The sequence below is a fragment of the Nocardioides stalactiti genome (assembly GCF_014180715.1).
GTDB classification, from domain to species: domain Bacteria; phylum Actinomycetota; class Actinomycetes; order Propionibacteriales; family Nocardioidaceae; genus Nocardioides; species Nocardioides stalactiti.
On the sequence record NZ_JACEFC010000021.1, the window covers coordinates 1 to 20,123 of the forward strand.

Annotated in this window: 25 protein-coding genes; 14 read left to right on the plus strand and 11 right to left on the minus strand. The window is 72.4% G+C overall.

Features of this window, described 5'->3' with window-relative positions; genetic code table 11:
* The 5 genes from H0487_RS06345 to H0487_RS23255 form a co-directional block, all read right to left on the minus strand.
* Positions 1–231: YbaK/EbsC family protein (locus tag H0487_RS06345; protein ID WP_512698505.1), on the minus strand; the 231-nt coding region annotated here is incomplete at its 3' end.
* Positions 232–242: 11 nt separating this feature from the next.
* Complete coding sequence (locus tag H0487_RS06350; protein ID WP_183093387.1) at positions 243–908, minus strand: LON peptidase substrate-binding domain-containing protein; 666 nt, start codon at positions 906–908, stop codon at positions 243–245.
* A 28-nt stretch (positions 909–936) separates the two neighbouring features.
* Positions 937–1,914 carry an alpha/beta fold hydrolase gene (locus tag H0487_RS06355; RefSeq protein ID WP_183093388.1) on the minus strand — a complete coding sequence of 326 codons (978 nt, stop codon included), beginning with the start codon at positions 1,912–1,914 and terminating at the stop codon, positions 937–939.
* Between the two features lie 85 nt (positions 1,915–1,999).
* Positions 2,000–2,647, minus strand: a complete 648-nt coding sequence (locus H0487_RS06360) for a response regulator transcription factor (protein WP_183093389.1) — start codon at positions 2,645–2,647, stop codon at positions 2,000–2,002.
* Positions 2,635–4,635, minus strand: coding sequence for a sensor histidine kinase (locus H0487_RS23255; protein ID WP_183093390.1), 2,001 nt, complete (start codon positions 4,633–4,635; stop codon positions 2,635–2,637). The genes H0487_RS06360 and H0487_RS23255 overlap by 13 nt, the downstream gene beginning before the upstream one ends.
* 139 nt (positions 4,636–4,774) lie before the next feature.
* Between H0487_RS23255 and H0487_RS06370 the strand changes: the two genes are divergently transcribed.
* The 7 genes from H0487_RS06370 to hisF all read left to right on the plus strand — a co-directional run bounded on the left by H0487_RS06370 (position 4,775) and on the right by hisF (position 10,705).
* Positions 4,775–5,416: a hypothetical protein gene (locus tag H0487_RS06370; RefSeq protein ID WP_183093391.1), complete on the plus strand. Its 642-nt coding sequence runs from the start codon at positions 4,775–4,777 to the stop codon at positions 5,414–5,416.
* Between the two features lie 100 nt (positions 5,417–5,516).
* Complete coding sequence (gene hisD / locus H0487_RS06375) at positions 5,517–6,854, plus strand: histidinol dehydrogenase (RefSeq protein WP_183093392.1); 1,338 nt, start codon at positions 5,517–5,519, stop codon at positions 6,852–6,854.
* Positions 6,851–7,951: a histidinol-phosphate transaminase gene (locus H0487_RS06380; RefSeq protein WP_183093393.1), complete on the plus strand. Its 1,101-nt coding sequence runs from the start codon at positions 6,851–6,853 to the stop codon at positions 7,949–7,951. The genes hisD and H0487_RS06380 overlap by 4 nt, the downstream gene beginning before the upstream one ends.
* Positions 7,948–8,556 carry an imidazoleglycerol-phosphate dehydratase HisB gene (gene hisB, locus H0487_RS06385; protein WP_183093394.1) on the plus strand — a complete coding sequence of 203 codons (609 nt, stop codon included), beginning with the start codon at positions 7,948–7,950 and terminating at the stop codon, positions 8,554–8,556. Before H0487_RS06380 ends, hisB begins: the two co-directional genes overlap by 4 nt.
* Positions 8,556–9,203 (plus strand): imidazole glycerol phosphate synthase subunit HisH, encoded by a 648-nt coding sequence (hisH, locus tag H0487_RS06390; protein WP_183093395.1) that lies wholly within the window; start codon positions 8,556–8,558, stop codon positions 9,201–9,203. The genes hisB and hisH overlap by 1 nt, the downstream gene beginning before the upstream one ends.
* A complete protein-coding gene (gene priA, locus H0487_RS06395; RefSeq protein ID WP_183093396.1) occupies positions 9,196–9,933 on the plus strand; it encodes a bifunctional 1-(5-phosphoribosyl)-5-((5-phosphoribosylamino)methylideneamino)imidazole-4-carboxamide isomerase/phosphoribosylanthranilate isomerase PriA in 738 nt (245 codons plus the stop codon). Before hisH ends, priA begins: the two co-directional genes overlap by 8 nt.
* Before the next feature lie 10 nt (positions 9,934–9,943).
* Positions 9,944–10,705: an imidazole glycerol phosphate synthase subunit HisF gene (hisF, locus tag H0487_RS06400; RefSeq protein ID WP_183093397.1), complete on the plus strand. Its 762-nt coding sequence runs from the start codon at positions 9,944–9,946 to the stop codon at positions 10,703–10,705.
* Between the two features lie 10 nt (positions 10,706–10,715).
* On the opposite strand, the gene H0487_RS06405 is transcribed toward hisF, so the two are convergent.
* The 3 genes from H0487_RS06405 to H0487_RS06415 all read right to left on the minus strand — a co-directional run bounded on the left by H0487_RS06405 (position 10,716) and on the right by H0487_RS06415 (position 12,091).
* Positions 10,716–11,093 carry a PIN domain-containing protein gene (locus tag H0487_RS06405; protein ID WP_183093398.1) on the minus strand — a complete coding sequence of 126 codons (378 nt, stop codon included), beginning with the start codon at positions 11,091–11,093 and terminating at the stop codon, positions 10,716–10,718.
* On the minus strand, positions 11,090–11,344 hold the full coding sequence (locus tag H0487_RS06410; protein WP_183093399.1) for a hypothetical protein: 255 nt from the start codon (positions 11,342–11,344) through the stop codon (positions 11,090–11,092). The genes H0487_RS06405 and H0487_RS06410 overlap by 4 nt, the downstream gene beginning before the upstream one ends.
* Before the next feature lie 120 nt (positions 11,345–11,464).
* Entirely contained in the window at positions 11,465–12,091 is a 627-nt protein-coding gene (locus H0487_RS06415; protein WP_183093400.1) for a TIGR03085 family metal-binding protein, read from the minus strand.
* 43 nt (positions 12,092–12,134) lie between these two features.
* Here H0487_RS06415 and H0487_RS06420 point away from each other — a divergent pair, with 43 nt between their 5' ends.
* The 3 genes from H0487_RS06420 (at position 12,135) to H0487_RS06430 (ending at position 16,159) form a co-directional block, all read left to right on the plus strand.
* The gene (locus tag H0487_RS06420) at positions 12,135–12,479 is read left to right on the plus strand and encodes a hypothetical protein (RefSeq protein WP_183093401.1); all 345 of its coding nucleotides are present in this window, start codon (positions 12,135–12,137) and stop codon (positions 12,477–12,479) included.
* Between the two features lie 72 nt (positions 12,480–12,551).
* Complete coding sequence (locus tag H0487_RS06425; protein ID WP_183093402.1) at positions 12,552–14,351, plus strand: ABC transporter ATP-binding protein; 1,800 nt, start codon at positions 12,552–12,554, stop codon at positions 14,349–14,351.
* On the plus strand, positions 14,348–16,159 hold the full coding sequence (locus tag H0487_RS06430) for an ABC transporter ATP-binding protein (protein WP_312855845.1): 1,812 nt from the start codon (positions 14,348–14,350) through the stop codon (positions 16,157–16,159). Before H0487_RS06425 ends, H0487_RS06430 begins: the two co-directional genes overlap by 4 nt.
* A 10-nt stretch (positions 16,160–16,169) precedes the next feature.
* Here H0487_RS06430 and H0487_RS06435 read toward each other — a convergent pair whose 3' ends face one another.
* Positions 16,170–17,456: a hypothetical protein gene (locus tag H0487_RS06435; protein ID WP_183093403.1), complete on the minus strand. Its 1,287-nt coding sequence runs from the start codon at positions 17,454–17,456 to the stop codon at positions 16,170–16,172.
* Positions 17,457–17,529: 73 nt separating this feature from the next.
* Between H0487_RS06435 and hisI the strand changes: the two genes are divergently transcribed.
* The 4 genes from hisI to H0487_RS06455 are packed head-to-tail and all read left to right on the plus strand — an operon-like array spanning position 17,530 to position 19,239.
* Positions 17,530–17,868, plus strand: a complete 339-nt coding sequence (gene hisI, locus H0487_RS06440) for a phosphoribosyl-AMP cyclohydrolase (protein WP_312855846.1) — start codon at positions 17,530–17,532, stop codon at positions 17,866–17,868.
* Entirely contained in the window at positions 17,865–18,536 is a 672-nt protein-coding gene (locus tag H0487_RS06445) for a Trp biosynthesis-associated membrane protein (protein ID WP_183093405.1), read from the plus strand. Before hisI ends, H0487_RS06445 begins: the two co-directional genes overlap by 4 nt.
* 35 nt (positions 18,537–18,571) lie before the next feature.
* Positions 18,572–18,772 (plus strand): HGxxPAAW family protein, encoded by a 201-nt coding sequence (locus H0487_RS06450; protein ID WP_183093406.1) that lies wholly within the window; start codon positions 18,572–18,574, stop codon positions 18,770–18,772.
* An 11-nt stretch (positions 18,773–18,783) separates the two neighbouring features.
* Positions 18,784–19,239, plus strand: a complete 456-nt coding sequence (locus tag H0487_RS06455; RefSeq protein ID WP_183093407.1) for a DUF2752 domain-containing protein — start codon at positions 18,784–18,786, stop codon at positions 19,237–19,239.
* 52 nt (positions 19,240–19,291) lie between these two features.
* On the opposite strand, the gene H0487_RS24225 is transcribed toward H0487_RS06455, so the two are convergent.
* Together H0487_RS24225 and H0487_RS06465 are read right to left on the minus strand one after the other, a co-directional pair.
* A complete protein-coding gene (locus H0487_RS24225) occupies positions 19,292–19,717 on the minus strand; it encodes a DUF4190 domain-containing protein (protein WP_183093408.1) in 426 nt (141 codons plus the stop codon).
* Between the two features lie 67 nt (positions 19,718–19,784).
* Positions 19,785–20,033: a DUF4190 domain-containing protein gene (locus H0487_RS06465; RefSeq protein WP_183093409.1), complete on the minus strand. Its 249-nt coding sequence runs from the start codon at positions 20,031–20,033 to the stop codon at positions 19,785–19,787.
* Between the last annotated feature and the right edge of the window lie 90 nt (positions 20,034–20,123).

Here is a 20,123-nt window from a genome sequence, read left to right on the forward strand (position 1 = left end):
CTTGAGGTCGAGCTGCCCGGAGACCGGGACGACGGCGACGGTCAGGGTGCCGTCGACGTCGGCGAGGAGCGTCTTGAACACCCGCGCCGGTTCGATGCCGAGGGCCGCCGCGGCCTCCTCCCCGTAGGAGTCCGACCGCGGGTCGTGGTCGTACTCGTGGACGGTGAAAGCGACCCCGGCCGCGGCGAGCGCGGTCGTCGCCGGCGTCCCGGCGCGCTGCTTCTTCGCCACTGTGGGGCCGCCTAGTTGGGGGACCAGCGCGTCCGGGCGACCTCGGTCGCCGGCAGCGAGGTGATGACGTTCATCGCCCGCAGCTCGGTCCGGAGGAGCTCGGTCACGAGCACCAGCCGCTCCTCGGCGTCCGAGGCCTCGAGCAGCTGTTGGCGCTCGGCCATGGGCAACGGGGCACAGGCCGCCAGCACCCAGGAGAGGTACGTCGGGTCGGTCGGCAGCGCGCCGCGGTAGGGGTCGGCCGAGATCTCGCTGAGAGCCATCCGGTAGGCGGTGAACGTGGCGCGCGCCCGGTTGAGCAGCTCGTCGGGGACCGGGACGGTCGGCTCGGGCAGCTCCTCGACCTCGCCGAGCGGGAACAGGTCGCCCTTGTCGAGCTTGTCGAGGCGGATCCGGTCGCGACCCACGGCGACGATGTCGAACGTCCCGTCCGGGTGGGCCTCCGCCTCGGTGAGCTGGAGCCGGACCCCGACGCGGAACAGGGACTGGGCGCCGTGGTCGCCGACCTCGTAGCCCTCCCGGATCGCGACCGACCCGAAGATGCGCTCGGCCGGGTCCTCGATCCGCAGCAGGTGGTGCATGAGGGCCCGGTAGCGGTCCTCGAAGACGCGCAGCGGCACCGTGACACCCGGGAACACCACGCTGTTCAGCGGGAACATCGGGATCCGGTCGCTCACACCGCCAACTTAGCGGCCCGGGCGGCGGCTACCGGGCAAGCACGTCGCGGATCGCGCGCATGACGACCTCGGGCCGGTCCTGTTGGATGGAGTGGCCGGTGTCCTTCACGAAGATCAGCTCGCCGTTCGACGACTCGGCGGCCAGCTCCTCGTGCGAGGCGTTGATCGCCGCAACGGTGGCCTCGTGGTAGCTGTCCGGCAGTCCCTCGGGACGCGTCGGCAGCGGAGCCTGCAGGACCACCACCGGGAGGTCGCCGAAGAGGGGACCTGGTTGGTCGAGCAGCGCGATCGCCTGTTCGTCACGTCGGATCTCGACGAGTCGCTCCGGGTTGTGCTCCGGGTGGGTGATGACCTCGCCCAGGAACACCCGTTCGTCCTGGAGCGCCTGGCTCTCACCCGGTCGTTCGGGCGGCAGCGCCGCGATCTGGGCAGTGTTGAGCCGTGGCGGTTGGGCGTCGACGAGCACGATGCCCGCGATCCGGTCGGCGTAGGCTCCGGCGGCACCGATGATCGGGAAGACACCGGCCGAGTGGCCGGCCAGGACGACCGGCTCGTTGAGGTCGGACCCGTCGAGCACCGCTTCGAGCTCGCCGACCTGGTCCTCGAGGTCGCGCTCCTCGGCGACCGGTGGATAGCTGTTCCCGACGCCGGCCCGGTCGTAGCCGCAGACGTGGTGTCCCTCGCGGGCGAGGTCGAGCGCCATCGGCCACCAGGACTCGATCGTGAGGGTCGCGCCGGAGACCAGCAGCACCGTCGGCTCGTCGTCGACCTTGTCGCCCCAGCAGCGGACGTACACGTCGTAGTCGCCGGCGTCGACGTACTCGTTCACGTCGGCCACCGAACCGGGCGCGGAGGACGGGTCGGCGGTGCTGGGCTCGGTGCTGGGCTCGGTGCTCGGCTGCCGGTCGGCGCCGGCGTCCTGGCTGTCCGCGGAGCCGGAGCAGCCGGTCATCAGGAGTGCGGTCGCGAACCCGAGTGCGACGACGGGGGAGCTGCGTCGTGCCATGGGACCACGTTCCTCCGCGGCGCCCGCCCGGGCAACGGGGCTGCGACGTGACCCTCGTTACGCGCGGGCCGCAGGGTAGGTCGGGTCATCCCTCGCGCAGCCAGGCGAGGACCGCTCGGACTCGGCGGTGCTCGTCGGGGGTCTGGTGGAGGTCGAGCTTCGCCATGATCCGGGCGACGTGGCTCTCGACGGTCTTGGTCTCGATGACCAGCCGCTCGCCGATGCCGGCGTTGGAGCAGCCCTGCGCCATCAGCTCGAGGACGGTGCGCTCCCGCTCGCTCAGCCGGCTCAGCCGGATCGCCAGGGACTGGCGGCCGAGCAGGTGCGCGATGACGTCGGGGTCCATGACGGTGCCGCCGCCGGCGACGGTCTCCAGCGCGCCGACAAGGACGGAGACGTCGACGACGCGGTCCTTGAGGAGGTAGCCGAACCCGCGCGGCGCGTCCCGTGCGAGGTCGGCGACGTAGCGGCTCTCGAGGGACTGCGACAGCAGCAGGATGCCGAGCCCGGGATGGCGGGCGCGGAGGTCCGCGGCGGCCCGGGCGCCCTCGTGGGTGAACGTCGGTGGCATCCGGATGTCGACGACCGCGATGTCGGGCGCCACCTCGTCCACGAGGGTCAGCAGGGCGTCGGCGTCGGGTGCGGTTCCCACGACCTCGACACCGGCCTGGGTGAGCAGGCTGGTGAGCCCCTGCCGGAGCAGGCCCGAGTCGTCGGCGATCACGACCCGCACGGCAGCGTCACCTCCACCGTCGTCCCGTCGTCGTCCGAACGGACCTGGAGGGTGCCGCCGGCCGACTCGACCCGGTCGTGGAGACCGCGCAGACCCGAGCCGGTCGGGTCGGCGCCGCCGAGGCCGTCGTCGGAGACCCGGAGCCGCAGCACCCCGTCGCCGCCCCGCGTGCCCAGGACCTGGATCCGGCTCGCGTTCGCGTGCTTGTGGGCGTTGGTGACGGCCTCGGCGACCACCAGCCAGGCGGTGAACTCCGCGGCCGGGTCGAAGCGGGCGGCGTCGACGTCGACCTCGATCGGCACGGGGGAGCGACGGGCCAGGTCGTCGACCACCCCGGCGAGCCCACCGTCCACGAGCGCCGCCGGGTGGAGGCCGTTGGCCAGGTCGCGCAGCTCCTGGGCGGCTCGTCTGGCCTCCTCGGCGCCGTGGACCAGTGCGTCGCGCATCGTGCCGGGGTCCCCGCCCAGCTGCGCCGCCTGGAGCTCGAAGGCGAGCGCCAGCAGGCTCTGTTGCGCGCCGTCGTGCAGGTCGCGCTCGATCCGCCGACGTTCCTCGCGCTGGGCCTGGGACAGGCGACGCCGCGAGGCGGCGATCTCGACGAGCCGACGACCGAGCTCGGCGCGGAGCCGGGTGTTGTCGAGCTCGGCGGCGGCGATCCGACCGACCTGCGCGACCGTGGCCCGGTCACAGGCGCGGGGGTCGTAGCCGATGCGCGCGACCACCCGTTCGCTGCGGGTGACCTCGACGTGCTCCGCGGGCGTGACCGTCGGCTCACCGGCTCCTCCCACCCAGCCGCCGGGCCCCGGGTAGGCGACGGTGAGCGTCGGGTCCCCGAGCGCGCGCTGCAGCAGCGCCTCCGGGTCGAGCCCGGCGCGCGCCTCGGCCACGGCGCCACGGACCACCTGCGCGGCCTCGTACCCGCGGCGGTTGAAGCGGCGGTCGATGGCGTCCTGGAGGCCTCGGCGGAGCGGCCCCGCGGCGAGGGCGGCCGCGACCGCGCCCGTCGTGGCGGTCGCGACCGGTGACGGTGACCAGGCCGCCCCGACGTGGGCGCCGAGCCACACCACGCAGGCATAGATGGCGACGAGGACGGCCGACACCAACGAGTAGGTGAGGGTGGTCGCCACGACACGCTCGACGTCGTACAGGCGGTAACGGAGCACGGACATCCCGGCGACCGCGGGGATCAGCACCAGGAACAGGGCGAGCGTGCCGACGATGAACGCGCCGTTGTCGGTCGTGACCGCATAGAGGTGGACGGGGATGACCGCAGGGAGGGGGACGACCGCGAGCACCAGCCACAGCAGCCGTTGCCGTTCGTCGCCCGTGGCCCGGCGCCAGCGGACGACGAGGGACGCGCCACCCAGGAGGAGGCCGACAGCCACGACGCCGAACGCCAACCGGGATCCGATCGTCGGGTACGGCGCGATCGACGGGATCGCCCAGGGGTTGCCGACGCGGTCGTAGGGCGAGCTCAAGGGTTGGTCGCTGATCACCGACAGCGCGAGGAAGACCGCCGAGGCCACGATCGTGACGGCGCCGACCCGTCGCCAGCGGTCCGAGAGATAGGTGCCGGTGGGGGTGAGCAGCAGGATCAGGGTGAGCAGCGTCCACCAGGGCAGGAAGATCTTGTCGGCGACCACCGCCGCGGCCTCGGCGCCGCCGATCTCGGGCGGGTCGACGATCGCGGCATGGATGAACCATTCCTCGACCACGCCGGCGGCCAGGACCGACACCGAGAGGCCGAGGAACAGCCAGCCGACCGGGTGCCGCGGGTGGCTGCGCGCGATGACGAGTCCGACGGCAGCCGGACCGAACGCCGCGAGGACGAAGAGCCACACCCACGGGTCCAGCAGGGAGTCGACGTGCTCGCCGTACCCGTCGCGCTCCAGGCGCAGGTCGAGCAGCAGCATCACCACGACCGCGGTGACCTCGGCGGCGAGCACGCCTCCGGCCAGTGCCGTGGCGGAGCGCCTGGACATCCCCATGCCCTTCATGGTGGCAGCGTCCGGGCCGGTCGGCGTCAGGGTTCACACCTAAACGAGGACGGGTGGGCGCTCCGACGCGGCGGCCGGGGTCGGCGGCGGAGATTGGGGTCCTGCAAATCGCTCCCCGAAAGGAACCGTCATGACCCAGCTCACCGCCCCCACCGAGACCCCCTCCCGCTCCGCGCCCGGCTTCCGCCGGCGCACCCTCGTCGGTGTCGCCGTCGGCTTCCTCGTCCTCTACGGCGCGATGATGGCCAGCGGCGGCGACTTCGAGCACGACGCGAAGCTCGCCGACGTCACCGACCACTTCGGCGGGATCAGCGAGCGCGCCAGCCAGATCGGCTCGTACGCCGGCATGGTGCTCGTCGCGCTGGTGCTCTTCTTCGGTGCCGGGCTGCGCAACGCGCTCCGCCGATCCGGGGCGACCTGGACCGCCGACGTCGTCCTGCTCGGCTTCGGGGCGCTCGCCGCCACGTTCGCCTCCTGGGGCGTGATCGACGCCGCACTCTGGCGCGCCGTCGAGTACGGCGACGAGTCCGCGGTGCGGGCGCTGCTCGTCCTCGGCGACGTCTCGTTCCTGCCGCTGATGGCCAGCATGATCGCCATCTACGTGGGGTCGGGCCTCGCCGGCCTGTCCTCGGGCAGCCTGCCCAAGTGGCTCGCCGTGCCGTCGATCGTCATCGGCGCGATCGCTCCGCTCGGGCCGCTCGGCTTCGTCGGCGCCCTGCTGCTCCCGATCTGGGCCGTGGCGGTCGCGCTGACGGTGCGAACCGACCGGTAGGTGGGGACCGGTCGCGTCCTGCGGGCGGGGTGCACGTGCGCTCCGTCCGCAGGACGTTGCCGTGTGCGGCGGAGAGACGTCCGAACCGTAGAATCGCCTCATGGCCCTCATCCGTCGCATCGACCTGCGCCCGGTCGTCGATGCCGCTGACGCACCGTTGTCAGCGGCCGACTACCGCGCAGCCGTGCCCCGCGCCGACTTCGACGTCGAAGCCGCGGTGCCGGCGGTGCATGCGATCTGCGAGGACGTGCGGGTCCGGGGCGTCGAGGCGATCCGGGAGCTCGGTGAGCGCTTCGACGGCGTCCGGGTCGACGACATCCGGGTGGCTCCCGAGGCCCTGACGACCGCGCTCGAGCAGCTGGACCCGAAGATCCGCGCCGGCCTGGAGGAGTCGATCCGTAGGCTGCGGGCGACCTGCGCCAACGAGCTCGAGACCGATGCGGTCACCGACCTCGGGCCGGGTGCCCGGGTGACCCACCGCAAGGTGCCGGTCGGCCGGGTCGGTCTCTACGTCCCGGGCGGCCTCGCACCGCTGGTGTCGAGCGTGCTGATGAACGTCGTGCCCGCCCAGATCGCCGGCGTCGAGTCGATCGCGCTGTCCAGCCCGCCGCAGAAGGAGTTCGGCGGCGCCGTCCACCCGACGATCCTCGCCGCCTGCGCGCTGCTCGGCGTCGAGGAGGTGTACGCCGTCGGCGGTGCCCAGGCGATCGCGATGTTCGCCTACGGCGTCGAGGACGACACCGTGAAGGTCGACAAGGTCGACCTCGTCACCGGCCCCGGCAACATCTACACCGTCACCGCCAAGCGCCTGCTCAAGGGGCAGGTCGGCATCGACTCCGAGGCCGGTCCGACCGAGATCGCGATCCTGGCCGACGACACCGCGGACGCCGCGTTCGTCGCCGCCGACCTGATCAGCCAGGCCGAGCACGACCCGCTCGCCGCGGCGGTGCTCGTCACGACCTCGGAGACCCTGGCCGACGACGTGGACGCCGAGATCGAGAAGCAGGTCGCCGCGACCAAGCACGTCGAGCGGATCCGGACGTCGCTGGGCGGTCCCCAGTCCGGCATCGTCTTCGTCCGCGACCTCGAGCAGGGCCTCGCCGTCGTCGACGCCTACGCGGCGGAGCACCTCGAGATCCACACCGAGGACGCCTCGTCCTGGGCCGCCCGCGTGCGCAACGCCGGCGCGATCTTCGTCGGCCCCTACGCGCCGGTCAGCCTGGGCGACTACTGCGCCGGCTCCAACCACGTGCTGCCCACCGCGGGCTGCGCCTGCCACTCGTCGGGACTGTCCGTGCGCGCGTTCACCAAGTCGGTGCACGTCGTCGACTACTCGCGCGAGGGGCTGGCCGATGTCGCCGACCACGTCGTCACCCTCGCGGGTGCCGAGGACCTGCCCGGTCACGGCGCCGCCGTGAGCGTCAGGTTCTCGGAGTGAGCGACACGTTCCCGCCGATCCGCGAGGAGCTGCGAGGCATCGAGCCGTACGGCGCGCCCCAGCTCCCCAGCGACAGGGTCCCCGTCCAGCTCAACGTCAACGAGAACCCCTACGGGCCCTCGGACGCCTGCCTGGCCGACATCGCCGCCTCGGTCACGGACGCCGCGCGCACGCTGAACCGCTACCCGGACCGTGAGTTCGTCGCGCTGCGCACCGCGCTGGCGTCGTACCTCTCGCGCGACGTGGCGGGCGAGATCACCCCCGCCCAGGTGTGGGCGGCCAACGGCTCCAACGAGGTCATGCTCCAGGTGCTGCAGGCGTTCGGTGGCCCGGGCCGCACGGCGCTCAGCTTCGCGCCGACGTACTCGATGTATCCGGAGTACGCCCGCGACACCCACACCCGGTGGCTCGCGGGGCACCGTGAGGATGACTTCTCCCTCGACCTCGACAGTGCCCGCGCGCTGGTGGAGGCGGAGCAGCCGGAGGTCGTGCTGCTGCCGAGCCCCAACAACCCCACCGGGACGGCTCTGCCGCCCGAGGCGATCACGGTGCTGTGCGAGGCGGTCGGCCAGCGGGGGGTGGTCGTGGTCGACGAGGCGTACGGCGAGTTCCGGCGCACCGGCGTCCCGAGCGCGCTGGAGCTGCTGTCCAGCCACCGGAACCTGGTCGTCACCCGGACGATGAGCAAGGCGTTCGCGGGGGCCGGCCTCCGGCTCGGCTACCTCGCCGCCGACCCCGCGATCTGCGACGCGATCCGCGTGGTCCGGCTGCCGTACCACCTGTCGGCCGTCACCCAGGCGGCCGCGTTGGCGGGGGTCCGGCACGCGCCGGAGCTGCTGGGCAAGGTCGACGAGCTGCGCGCCGAGCGGGACCGGACGGTGGCGTGGCTACGCGACCAGGGCTTCACCGCGGCCGACAGCGACGCGAATTTCGTGTTGTTCGGGCAGTTCGACGACCGTCATGCTGTCTGGCAGGGGCTCCTCGACCGGGGGGTCCTGATCCGCGAGACCGGTCCCGACGGCTGGCTGCGGGTCTCCGTCGGCACGGCGGACGAGATGATTGCCTTCCAGAAGGCACTGATGGAGGTCACGGGATGAGCAGGACCGCACGGATCGAGCGGCAGACGAGCGAGTCGAAGGTCGTCGTCGAGGTCGACCTCGACGGCACCGGTCGGCACGACGTGTCCACCGGGGTCGGCTTCTACGACCACATGCTCATCTCCTTCTCCCGCCACTCCCTGGTGGACCTGACCGTCCAGACCTCCGGTGACACCCACATCGACGCCCACCACACCGTCGAGGACACCGCGATCGTGCTCGGCCAGGCGCTGCGCGAGGCGCTCGGCGACAAGGCCGGCGTCCGTCGGTTCGGCGATGCGACCGTCCCGCTCGACGAGGCGCTGGTCCAGGCCGTCGTCGACGTGTCCGGTCGTCCGTACTGCGTGCACATCGGCGAGCCCGAGGGGCAGCAGTACGTCCAGCTCGGAGGGTCCGGCGTCTCCTACCTCGGCTCGTTGACGAAGCACGTCTTCGAGACGATCGCGTTCCACGCCCACATCGCCCTGCACGTGCGGGTCCTGGCCGGCCGCGAGCCGCACCACATCGTCGAGACGCAGTTCAAGGCGTTCGCACGGGCGTTCCGTGACGCGATCGCGATCGACCCGCGCGAGACGGGCATCCCGTCGACGAAGGGCGCTCTCTAGTGGCCCAACCCTCGGTGGTTGTCCTCGACTACGGGTCGGGCAACCTGCGCTCCGCCGTGCGCGCGGTCGAGCGGGCGGGGGCGTCGGTGACGCTCACCGCCGACCTCGACCAGGCCATGGACGCCGACGGCCTGCTGGTGCCCGGCGTCGGCGCCTACGCCGCGTGCATGCAGGGCCTGCGCGCGATCCGGGGCGAGCGGGTCATCGCGCGCCGGCTCTCCGGCGGGCGCCCGGTCCTCGGCATCTGCGTCGGCATGCAGATCCTCTTCGAGCGCGGCATCGAGCACGGTGTCGAGACCGAGGGCTGCGGCGAGTGGCCGGGCGTCGTCGAGCGGATCCAGGCGCCGATCGTCCCGCACATGGGCTGGAACACCGTCGACGTGCCCGCCGGGACCCAACTGTTCGACGGCATCGAGGACGAGCGGTTCTACTTCGTGCACTCCTACGGCGTGCGCGCCTGGACGCTGGAAACCAACGACCGGACCCCCGACGCCTACCAACCGCGGGTGGTCTGGGCCGAGCACGGGGGCGACCGCTTCGTCGCCGCCGTCGAGAACGGGCCGCTCAGCGCGACCCAGTTCCACCCCGAGAAGTCCGGCGACGCCGGAGCACAGCTGCTGAAGAATTGGGTGACCTCCCTTGTCTGACTACCTCGAGCTCCTCCCCGCCGTCGACATCAAGGGCGGCCAGGCCGTCCAGCTGGTCCAGGGCGTCGACGGGTCCGAGAAGGTCTTCGGCGACCCGATCGAGGCCGCCCTGCGCTGGCAGGAGGCCGGCGCCGAGTGGCTGCACCTGGTCGACCTGGACGCCGCGTTCGGCGTGGGCCAGAACCGGGCGCTCCAGGCCGAGATCGTCGGCAGGCTCGACATCAAGGTCGAGATGAGCGGCGGCATCCGGGACGACGAGTCGCTGGAGGCCGCGATGGCGACCGGCTGCCGCCGGGTCAACATCGGCACGGCAGCGCTCGAGCAGCCCGAGTGGTGCGCCCAGGCGATCGCGACGTACGGCGGCCGGGGCGCCGGCGGCCTCGACGTCCGCGGCCGCACCCTGGCCGCCCGCGGGTGGACCCAGGAGGGCGGCGACCTCTACGAGACGTTGGCCCGGCTCGACGCGGAGGGGTGCGCCCGTTATGTCGTGACCGACGTCAACAAGGACGGGATGCTCCAGGGCCCGAACCTCCAGCTGCTCCGCGACGTGTGCGAGGCCACCGACCGGCCGATCGTCGCGTCGGGCGGCGTCACCACGCTCGACGACATCCGCGCGCTCATGGAGCTCGTGTCGCTCGGCGTCGAGGGCGCGATCGCCGGGACCGCCCTCTACACGGGTCAGTTCACCCTCGAGGACGCGCTCGCGCTGACGCTCCCGGCCGGCCGATGAGGACCGGACGATGAGCCTCGCGGTCCGGGTCATCCCGTGCCTCGACGTCGATGCGGGGCGCGTGGTCAAGGGCATCAACTTCAAGGAGCTCCGCGACGCCGGTGACCCGGTGGAGCTGGCCCGGACCTACGACGCAGAGGGCGCCGACGAGCTGACCTTCCTCGACATCTCCGCCTCCCACGAGGGGCGGGCGACGACGCTGGAGATGGTGTCGGCCACCGCCGAGCAGGTCTTCATCCCGCTCACGGTCGGGGGCGGCATCCGCAGCGTCGGCGACGTCGACACGATGCTTCGTGCGGGCGCGGACAAGATCGCCGTCAACACCGCCGCGATCGACCGCCCCGAGCTGGTGGCCGAGATCGCCGACCGGTTCGGCAACCAGGTGCTGGTCCTGTCGGTCGACGCGCGTCGCGCGGCCGGCACGGACTCCGGCTTCGAGGTCACCACGCACGGCGGCCGGAAGTCGGCCGGCCTCGACGCGATCGCCTGGGCGGTCAAGGCCGCCGAGCTGGGCGCGGGGGAGATCCTCCTCAACGCCATGGACGCCGACGGTACGACGTCAGGCTTCGACCTGGAGCTGATCCGCGCCGTGCGCCGGGAGGTGTCGATCCCCGTCATCGCCTCCGGTGGCGCCGGCGCGGTCGAGCACTTCCCGCCGGCGGTCGAGGCGGGCGCGGACGCGGTCCTGGCGGCGACGGTGTTCCACTTCGGCACCCTGCGGATCGCCGAGGTCAAGCAGGGCCTGGCCGGCGCCGGCCACCCCGTCCGCTGACGTCGGGGCGTCAGATTCCCACGACGCGCGGCGGGTCCTCCTCGTCCGCGACCAATCGGCTGATGTCGTCGGGGTCGGTGGTGAGGACCAGTGCGTGCCGGCGGATGGCAGTGAGTGCGACGTGGGCGTCGACCACGTCGCTGGTTCCGCTCGCTGCGAGCAGCGCTCCGCTCGCGTGGGCGGCCTCCTCGGTCAGCGGGACGACCTCGCACCCCCGGAGCAGGAGGCGCAGGGGAGCTTGGTGCGGGGCGCGGCTGACCTGGGCGACGACCGGCGCCGGCACGATCGGGAGGATTCTCCGCTCCAACCGAGCACGGTGCTCGCGCCAGAACATCGGATCGGCGCGATCCGCGGCGATCAGCGCGCCGGCGTCGTAGACGACGCTCATTCGTCCCAGCCCATCTGTTCCGCTACTCGCCGGTGCGACTCGGCCATCTCCTCGGCCGTGAACGCGCCGTACTCGGCCTCGTACTCGGCGACGGCAGCCAGGCCGTCCTCGATCCGGAGCCGGTAGCGCACAGCCTCGGTGATCCAGTGCGAGATGCTCACCTCATCGCGGGTGGCGGCGGCGCGGATCGCCTCCGCGATCTCGGAGGGCACGCTGATGGCGAGCTTGGGGGACGGGTTGCCACGAGGCATGGTCAATACACTACTACTCCTCTCCTACCGTTTCCGGCGATCGAGGGCGAGTCTGCGCCTTCCCGTCGATCAGCGCCTCCGCTTATCCACAGGTGCGGTCCGAGCGCCTGTGTCAGCGCCTCAGATGCCGAGCTTGGCCTCGCGCAGCCGCGCGACGGTGGCCTCGGGGCCGGAGAACTCCAGGCCGTGCGTCTGGCGCCGGCCGTAGACGAAGAGCACCAGCTCGGACGGCAGGCCGACGACGACCGCCGGGTCCGCGCCCGGCTTGAGCGTGGTCTCCTGGCCGGTGTCGGCCCGGCGGGCGACGACCGGCACACCGGCGGGGCGGACCAGACCCTTGCCGGACATCCGCAGGATCTTCCAGAGGGAGTCCTGCTCCTCGGCCGTGAGGACGCGGGGCTCCCACGTGGGACCGGCACGGCGGATGTCCTCGTGGTGCACGAAGTACTCGGCGGTGTTGAGGGCCTTGTCGACGGCGGCGACCGCGCCCATCGGGTTGCGCGCGCGCCGTACCTTCGCGACCTGCTTCTCGAAGTCCTTGGCCGCGGCCCGCTCGGTGGCTTTCTCGGTGACCCCCGCCAGCGGCGCGATCACGATGCCGGCCGACAGCGGGCTGTGCTCGCGGACCACCAGGTGGGCGACGAGGTCGCGCACCTTCCAGTCGCCGCACAGCGTCGGCGCGTCCGGGCCGGTCGCGAGCGCGAGGTCGCAGAGTCGGGCGCGCTCTGCCCGTGCGAAGGACGTCATGGGGGCAGGATGGCACGACCACGAGGAGAGAGGGACGCTGGGCGTGACGGAGAGCTACGAGGTCTATCGGGGACCCGGCGACGCGGGGACCGCGGCGGACGCCGGCAGTGACGAGCGGCCATGGCACGTCGCCGTCGAGTACGCCAACGACGGTCAGGCGAAGCCCCCGACCGTCGTGCTGGTGCGCGGCCACCGGCACGAGAGCCGCGAGGGGGCGCTGCGCGCCGCCCACCAGGAGGCGTTCGGCTTCCAGCCGCCCGACCCGTTCGCTCCCCAGGGACGCCAGGTCTTCCGCGACGGACCGGACGGGTTCCTCGTCGTGATCCAGGGCGCGATGAGCATGTTCCACATGAGCGTGCGGGTGGTCCAGCACGTCGGGGACGCCTGACTTCTGCCGGAGCGGGAATACGCTGCCCCTCCGACCCGGTTGCGACCGGCGACGGACAGGAGCAGGACCGAAGTGACGGACGAGCCCGACCACGGCGCCGCGACGACGAGCGCCGGCTTCGCCGTCCTCTGGATCGCCATCAAGCGGGAGCCGTGGGTCTTCGCCGTCTCCACGATCGGCAGCCTCCTCTTCGGCGCGCTCACCGTGGCCGACGCGTGGGTCCTCGGCTGGTCGACCGACCACGTGGTGCTGCCCGCGTTCCGTGACGGCGAGATCGGCTCGGGGATGCTCTGGGCGGTCCTCGGGCTGTTCCTCGGGGTCGCGATCCTGCGGGCCGTCGGCATCGTCGCGCGTCGGCTCGGAGCCGGTGTCATGCAGTACCGGATGCAGGCCCGCACCCGCCGAGCGGTCACCCGGCAGTACCTCTCGCTCCCGATGTCGTGGCACCAGCGCCACCCGACCGGTGAGCTGCTCTCCAACGCCAACTCCGACGTCGAGGCCGCGTGGAGCCCGATCGCGCCGCTGCCCATGGCGGTCGGCACCGTCGCGATGATGGTCATCGCCGTCATCCAGATGCTGTTCGCCGACGTGGTGCTCGCGATCGTCGGCCTGCTGGTCTTCCCGCTCGTGATCGCGACCAACGTCGTCTACCAGAACCTCGCCCAGGGCTGGGCGACCCGTGCCCAGGAGCTCAGGGCGGAGCTGAGCGAGATCGCGCACGAGTCCTTCGACGGGGCGATGGTGGTCAAGACGCTCGGCCGCGAGCCGGAGGAGACCGCACGCTTCCAGGCCAAGGCGTTCGCGCTGCGCGAGACCAACATCAAGGTCGGGCGGATCCGCGCCGCCTTCGACCCGACCCTGGCCGCCCTGCCCAGCATCGCGGTGCTCGTGGTCCTGGTGATCGGTGTCCACCGGGTGCTCTCGGGGGCCGCCGTCGCCGGGGACGTCGTGACGGTCGCCTACCTGCTGACCGTGGTGTCCTTCCCGATCCGCTCCATCGGCTGGTTGCTGGGGGAGTTCCCGCGCAGCGTCGTCGGCTACCGCCGGGTCGAGGCGGTGCTGCGGGCCAAGGGTGCGATGTCGTACGGCGCGGAGCGCGCCCCCGAGGGCCCGGGCGGCGCCCGGCTCGAGGTGGACGGGCTCCGTTACGGCTACCAGTCCGACCGGCCGCTGCTGCGCGACCTCTCGTTCGCCGTCGAGCCGGGGCGCACCGTCGCCCTGGTCGGTGCCACCGCCTCCGGCAAGAGCACGCTGACCACGCTGCTGACCCGCCTGATCGACGCCGACGCCGGCAGCATCCGCCTCGACGGCGTCGAGCTGCGCGACCTCGCCCGCGGCGAGCTCGCCGAGGTCCTCGCCGTCGTCCCGCAGACGGCGTTCCTCTTCGACGACACCGTGCGTGGCAACGTCACCCTCGGCGCCGACGTGCCGGACGAGGACGTGTGGGCAGCCCTCCGTACGGCGCAGGCCGACGGCTTCGTCGCCGCCCTGCCTGCCGGACTCGACACGCGGCTGGGGGAGCGCGGCACCTCGCTGTCGGGCGGGCAGCGCCAACGCATCTCCCTGGCCCGTGCCCTGGTCCGACGGCCGCGCCTGCTCGTCCTCGACGACGCCACCTCGGCGGTCGACCCCGAGGTCGAGGCGCGGATCCTCGCGGCCCTCAAGAGCGGCGACCGCGACGCGTCCCTGGTCGTCGTCGCCTATCGCAAGGCCACCATCGGCCTGGCCGACGAGGTGCTCTTCCTCGCCGACGGAGCGATCGTCGACCGCGGGCCGCACACCGACCTGGTGGCGCGCAACGACGACTACGCCCGCCTCGTCAACGCCTACGAGCAGAAGGACCACGTCGCCGAGGAGGTGGGCGCGCCGTGACGACCACCGCACCCGCGGGGACCCGGATGGAGACGGGCGAGGACATCGGCGGCTGGGAGACGATCCGTCGCGGCATCGGCCACTCGCCCGAGCTGACCGAGGGCATCCGGACGACGCTGGTGCTGGCCGTGCTCGCCTCGGTCGGCCAGGTCGTCGTCCCCATCGCCGTGCAGCAGACGATCGACCGCGGCCTGCGTGGTGACGGCGGCCCCGACGCGACGTTCACCACCTGGATGGCGGTCGTGGCAGCGGCCGCGATCCTGGTGACGAGCTGGGCGTCGTACGCGATGACGGCCCGGCTGTTCGCCAGCTCCGAGCGCGGCCTCGCCACCCTGCGGGTCAAGGCGTTCCGCCACGTCCACGACCTCCCGCTGCTCACGCAGAACACCGAGCGCCGCGGCGCCCTCGTCTCCCGGGTGACCAGCGACGTCGACCAGGTCAGCCAGTTCCTGGTGTTCGGCGGCCTGCTCTTCGTCGTCAGCATCGGCCAGATCCTGGTCGCGACCGTGGTGATGGTGTTCTACAGCTGGCAGCTCGCGCTCGTGGTGTGGATCTGCTTCGCCCCGCTGTTCCTCAGCCTGCGCTACTTCCAGCGCAAGCTGTCCGTCGCCTACGCGACCGTGCGGAGCCAGGTCGGGGCGCTGCTGTCGGCGATCTCCGAGCCGGTCGTCGGTGCCGCCGTGGTCCGGTCGTACGCCGTCGAGGCCCGGACCCAGGAGCGGATCGACGAGGCGGTGTCGCGGCACCAGGCGGCCTCGACCCGGGCGCAGGGCTTCACGGCCTTCTCGTTCTCCCTCGGCGGCATCTCCGCGGGCCTGGCCAACGCGGGCGTCCTGGTCGTCGGGATCTGGCTGGGCCAGGGCCGGCTCTGGGCGCACGACATCAGCGCGGGGGAGGTGCTGGCGTTCGCCTTCCTGGTGACCCTGTTCGTGGGGCCCGTCCAATTCGGCACCCAGGTGCTCACCGACGCCCAGAACGCGATCGCCGGCTGGCGGCGGGTCATCGGCATCCTGGACACCCCGGCCGACCTGGTCGACCCGGGCCCGGACGGCACGGTGCTGCCTCCGGGCGCGCTCGACGTCGTCTTCGAGGGGGTGGGCTTCGCCTACCCCGGGGGGCCGCCGGTCCTGCGGGACATCGACCTCGACATCCCGGCCGGCCGCCGGGTCGCGGTCGTCGGCGAGACGGGGTCCGGCAAGTCCACGCTCGCCAAGCTGCTGACCCGGTTGATGGACCCGACCGAGGGCCGGGTGCTGCTGGACGGCGTCGACCTGCGCGACATCACCGAGACCTCGCTCCGCTCGAGCGTGGTGCTGGTGCCGCAGGAGGGCTTCCTCTTCGACGACACGCTCGCGGCCAACGCCCGCTACGGACGGCTCGCCGCGAGCGACGCCGAGATCGCCGACGCCGCGGCCGAGCTCGGGCTCGGTGACTGGCTCGCCGGCCTGCCCGACGGTCTCGCCACCCGCGTCGGCCAGCGCGGCGAGTCGCTGTCGGCAGGGGAGCGCCAGCTCGTGGCACTGCTGCGAGCCCAGCTCGCCGACCCCGACCTGCTGGTGCTCGACGAGGCGACCAGCGCGGTCGACCCCGAGCTCGAGACGCGCATCGGCCGCGCCCTCGACCGCCTCATGAGCGGCCGTACGTCGGTGACGATCGCCCACCGGCTCTCCACGGCCGAGGCCGCCGACGAGGTGGTCGTGGTCGACCGTGGCCGGGTCGTGCAGCGCGGCCCGCACGGCGTGCTGGTCGAGCAGGCGGGCTCGGTCTATGCCGGTCTGCACGCCTCGTGGGTCGCCCAGCACGGCTGAGGGCGTCTGCTCAGCGATAGAACCCCTGCAGGTCGAGGATCACGTTCGTCGGCGTCGTGGCGGTGACCGCGACCCTGCGGGTAGCCGAGATCGCCGTCGTCCGCTGGTTGCTCTGGTTGCCGCCGGAGTGGAAGTTCAGGGACGGCAGCGACGAGGTCAGGCCCTGCCGGAAGACGCGGATCGTCCCGCCCGCTGCGGGTGCGACGGCCGTGACGTTGAGGACGACGGCCGTCGTCCCCTCCGGGACGGCGCTGCTCAGGTCGACCTCGACGATCGTGGTGCCCACCGGCGCCGGGCTGGTGAAGACCCGGGCGTCCTTCGGGTGGAACGCGCCCGCCGACGCCGGCCCGGCGAGCATCCGCCACACCCCGGGGTCGCCGCCCTCGATGCAGACCCAGGACTCGCCGCCGCGGGTGAGGAGGTCCCCGGCCAGGAAGTCGCCCGTGGTCGGGGGGAGGGAGGAGGCGAAGGCCTTGCGGCGGATCAGGCCGGACCCGTTGGCGTGCAGGTCGACCGACCCGCCGCGGGCCTCCACTCCCACCCCCGCCGATCCCGTCGCGACCGCGAGGACCGCGCGGGCCACTCCGAGGTTGGCCACCGCGACCACCGCGTTGGTGGGCTCCTCGACCGTTCCGAAGGCGGTCGTCTCCGCGACGACGACGTCGGTCGCCGCCTTCGTCTCGATGCCGCCGCCGGTGCTGGTGTTGCTCACGAGGACAGCCGCGCTGGTGCTGTGCGCCGTGGCGAGGATGGCCCGCCCGGTCCCGTTGAACGACCGCGCGCACAGCGCCACCCCGAACTCGGACTCGGTGCGCACCCCGTCGCCGTTCTCGGACCTGGCGTCGAGCCCGGTGCCGTTGGTGCTGCGGGTGCGGACGCCGATGCTGCCCGGGCCGGTGCCGCCCTTGGCGTCCACGCCGATCGCCGGAGACGCCTCGGTCCCGGCCTTGTCCGAGAACGCGACCAGGCCGGTCCCGCCAACGCTCTGGGCGATGAGCCCGGCCCCGGAACCCTTGTTGCGGGCGAAGACGCTGGCTCCGCTGTTCGTCGTGGCGTTGCGGTCGACGAGGAACGCGGCGTTGGGGGAGTCGAACGTGTGGGTGATCCGAGTCGTGACGGTCGCCGTGTTCGTGCTCGCGCTGTTGTTGCCCAGCAGGACGGGGTCGTTGTTGGCTGCCCGTGCGGGAGCGGCGGCCGCCACGGCGGTCCCGACCCCGAGGGCGCCGGCGGCGGCGTACCTGAGGATTCCGCGACGCGGGGCCACCGCGTCCTGGGCGAGGGAGTCGTTCCCGGTCATGAGGGAAGCCTGGACCCGGTGGCCGGGTGGGAGGGAGGGCCTCGGACGAATTTTCCTTTGGGATACTGGTCCGGTGAGCTCCCTCGATCCCGTCATCGCCGACCGGCTCTCGCGCACCGACGCGGGCCTCGTCCCGGCGGTCGTCCAGCAGCACGACACCGGTGAGGTGCTGATGCTGGCGTGGATGGACGACGAGGCGCTGCACCGCAGCCTGACCACCGGCCGTGCGACCTACTGGAGCCGCTCCCGCCAGGAGTACTGGGTGAAGGGCGAGACCTCCGGGCACGCCCAGCACGTGAAGGAGATCCGCATGGACTGCGACGGAGACACGCTGCTGGTCAAGGTCGACCAGGTCGGTCCGGCCTGCCACACCGGCACCCGCACCTGCTTCGACGACGGGTTGCTCGCGTGAGCGCCCCCGAGGACCGGGCGCCCGAGGCGAAGACCCCCGAGGCGAAGACCCCCGGGGCGAAGATCACGGCTGGTCGACGGGGCACCTTCGCCCCGGTCGTCGCGGCGGGGCTCGGCTCGACGGCGTTGCTCGCCCTCGCCGGCTACAAGCCGCACCTCACCGTCCCCGAGGACCAGCAGCGGCTGCTCTCGACCGCGACCGTCGGCGAGGTCAGGATGGAGCTCGTCGGCGCGTGCGCGCTCGTCGCGCTGGCCGCCTGGGGGGTCCTCCTGGTCGTCCGGGGGAAGGTCCGCCAGGCCATGTGCGCGATCGCCGCCCTCGCGGCCGGCGGATCCTTCGCGACGATCGTCGTCGCCGGCTTCGTCCAGCGCGACCAGGCCGCCGAGAGCCTGGCTGAACGCCTCGGCCTGTCGGCCCTCGGCGACCAGCTGCCCGTCGAGGCCACCGGGTGGCTCTGGCTCGCCCTCGTCGCGTCCGTCGGCTCGGTGATGGCGGCGGTCGCTGCGCTGATGCTCGCGCCGGAGTGGCCCGAGATGGGCAGCCGGTACGACGCGCCGACCGCCCGCGCCCCCCAGGTGGCTGACACGCCCCCGGAGGAGCGCACCAGCCTCGACCTCTGGAAGTCGATGGACGAGGGCGAGGACCCGACCGACGAGTCGTCCCCCTAGAATCTCGTCGTCACCCCGAAACGAGGAGCGCCTGCATGTCTGACAACCACGGCAACACCCCTGCGGCCTGGACCGCCGTCATCGTGGCGCTGCTCGGCTTCTGCGTCGGTGGCGCCGGCCTCATGTTCGACCCGGTCAAGATGGGCATCTTCTGGGTCGGCGTCGCGATCGTGCTCGCGGCCGGCGTCGTCTTCGTCGCGATGGACAAGGCCGGCCTCCACGAGACCAGCCACTGATCGAGGCTGCCGTGACCGCCGCGCCCCCGATCCCCCCGGGTGACCGGGTGGCTGAGCGCGGCGCGCACCGCTGGTCCCGGCTGTTGCTGCCGGGCGCCGTCCTCGGCACGCTGGGAGCGGCCACGGTTGCGCTGTACCTGCGCGACCCGCACGAGCAGGGCTCCTGGGGAGCCTGCCCGACGAAGGCGTTCGTCGGCATCGAGTGCCCCGGCTGCGGCGGCCTGCGCGCCGTCAACGACCTCACCCACTTCCAGGTGCTCGACGCGGCGTCGAGCAACCTGCTGTTCGTCGCGTCGATCCCGTTCCTGGCCTACATCTTCGGCCGCTGGGTCTGGGGCCGGTGGTCCGGGCGGTCGTGGAGCCCGTCGGACCGGTCGATGAACATCTCGGTCGCGGTGCTCCTCGTCGGCCTGTTCGCCTTCACCGTCCTCCGGAACACGCCGGTGGGGTCCTGGCTCGCGCCCTGACCCCACCGCGGTGGTGCTGTGAGTGCGACCCGGTGGTGGGCCGCGGGATGGATCAGTAGGTCGTGTAGTCGATCGCCCCGAAGACGAGCACGATGATCCAGCCGATCACGCTCAGGGCGATACCGGCCCCACCGGTGATGAGGCCGCCGAGCGCAAGGCCCGAGCCGGTCTTCGCGCCACCGGACTGGGCGATCTCCTTGCGGCTCATCACACCGGTGATGACAGCGGCGATGCCGGGGACGATCCCGATGCCGTAGCAGAAACAGCAGACGATCGACAGGATGCCGGCGACGAGGGAGACGATGCCCAAGGTGGAGGTCGAGGTGGGCTGGCCGCCATAACCCGGCGGCGGTGCGCCGTAGCCGCCGTAGCCACCCGGAGGTGCTCCGTAGCCACCGCCCGGCGGCGGCGGGGGTGCGCCGTAGCCGCCTCCCGGCGGGGGCGGAGGACTGCCATAGCTGGGCGGTTCGTAGCTCACGCATCGGCCCTTCGGTGGAGGCCCGGCAGGTTCCGGGCGGAGGCAGCGACTCTAGCCCGACCTGCGCTCAGCTCGACGCGAGGAGGACGAAGAAGAGCAGGTAGAAGACGAAGCCGAGCGCGGACAGGACCGTTCCGATGATGCCGAGGAGTCGCCCGATCTTGACGGTGCTCGTCTCGGCGTACTGGCCGGCCGCGATCTCGGCCGCGGCCTTGTTGCCCATGATGATCGCTGGGACGCCTGTCCAGAAGCCGCAGCAGACGAGGCTCAGGATGCCGAGGATGAGGATGGTCTGACCCTTGGGGTGCTCGCCCATGAGAGTCGTCCTTTCGAGAGGCCCCGGCCGGATCCCGGGCAGTGTCGAGACGATATCCACCCCGTGGGACACTGGAAACCCGCCGATCGA

Coding starts and splice junctions, on each gene's coding strand:
- hisB (WP_183093394.1), top strand. CDS start 7,948: ATGAGCAGGACCGCACGGATCGAGCGGCAGACGAGCGAGTCGAAGGTC.
- H0487_RS06370 (WP_183093391.1), top strand. CDS start 4,775: ATGACCCAGCTCACCGCCCCCACCGAGACCCCCTCCCGCTCCGCGCCC.
- H0487_RS06355 (WP_183093388.1), bottom strand. CDS start 1,914: ATGGCACGACGCAGCTCCCCCGTCGTCGCACTCGGGTTCGCGACCGCA.
- H0487_RS06405 (WP_183093398.1), bottom strand. CDS start 11,093: ATGAGCGTCGTCTACGACGCCGGCGCGCTGATCGCCGCGGATCGCGCC.
- H0487_RS06450 (WP_183093406.1), top strand. CDS start 18,572: ATGTCTGACAACCACGGCAACACCCCTGCGGCCTGGACCGCCGTCATC.
- H0487_RS23255 (WP_183093390.1), bottom strand. CDS start 4,635: ATGGGGATGTCCAGGCGCTCCGCCACGGCACTGGCCGGAGGCGTGCTC.
- H0487_RS06435 (WP_183093403.1), bottom strand. CDS start 17,456: ATGACCGGGAACGACTCCCTCGCCCAGGACGCGGTGGCCCCGCGTCGC.
- H0487_RS06410 (WP_183093399.1), bottom strand. CDS start 11,344: ATGCCTCGTGGCAACCCGTCCCCCAAGCTCGCCATCAGCGTGCCCTCC.
- hisD (WP_183093392.1), top strand. CDS start 5,517: ATGGCCCTCATCCGTCGCATCGACCTGCGCCCGGTCGTCGATGCCGCT.
- H0487_RS06465 (WP_183093409.1), bottom strand. CDS start 20,033: ATGGGCGAGCACCCCAAGGGTCAGACCATCCTCATCCTCGGCATCCTG.
- hisF (WP_183093397.1), top strand. CDS start 9,944: ATGAGCCTCGCGGTCCGGGTCATCCCGTGCCTCGACGTCGATGCGGGG.
- H0487_RS06415 (WP_183093400.1), bottom strand. CDS start 12,091: ATGACGTCCTTCGCACGGGCAGAGCGCGCCCGACTCTGCGACCTCGCG.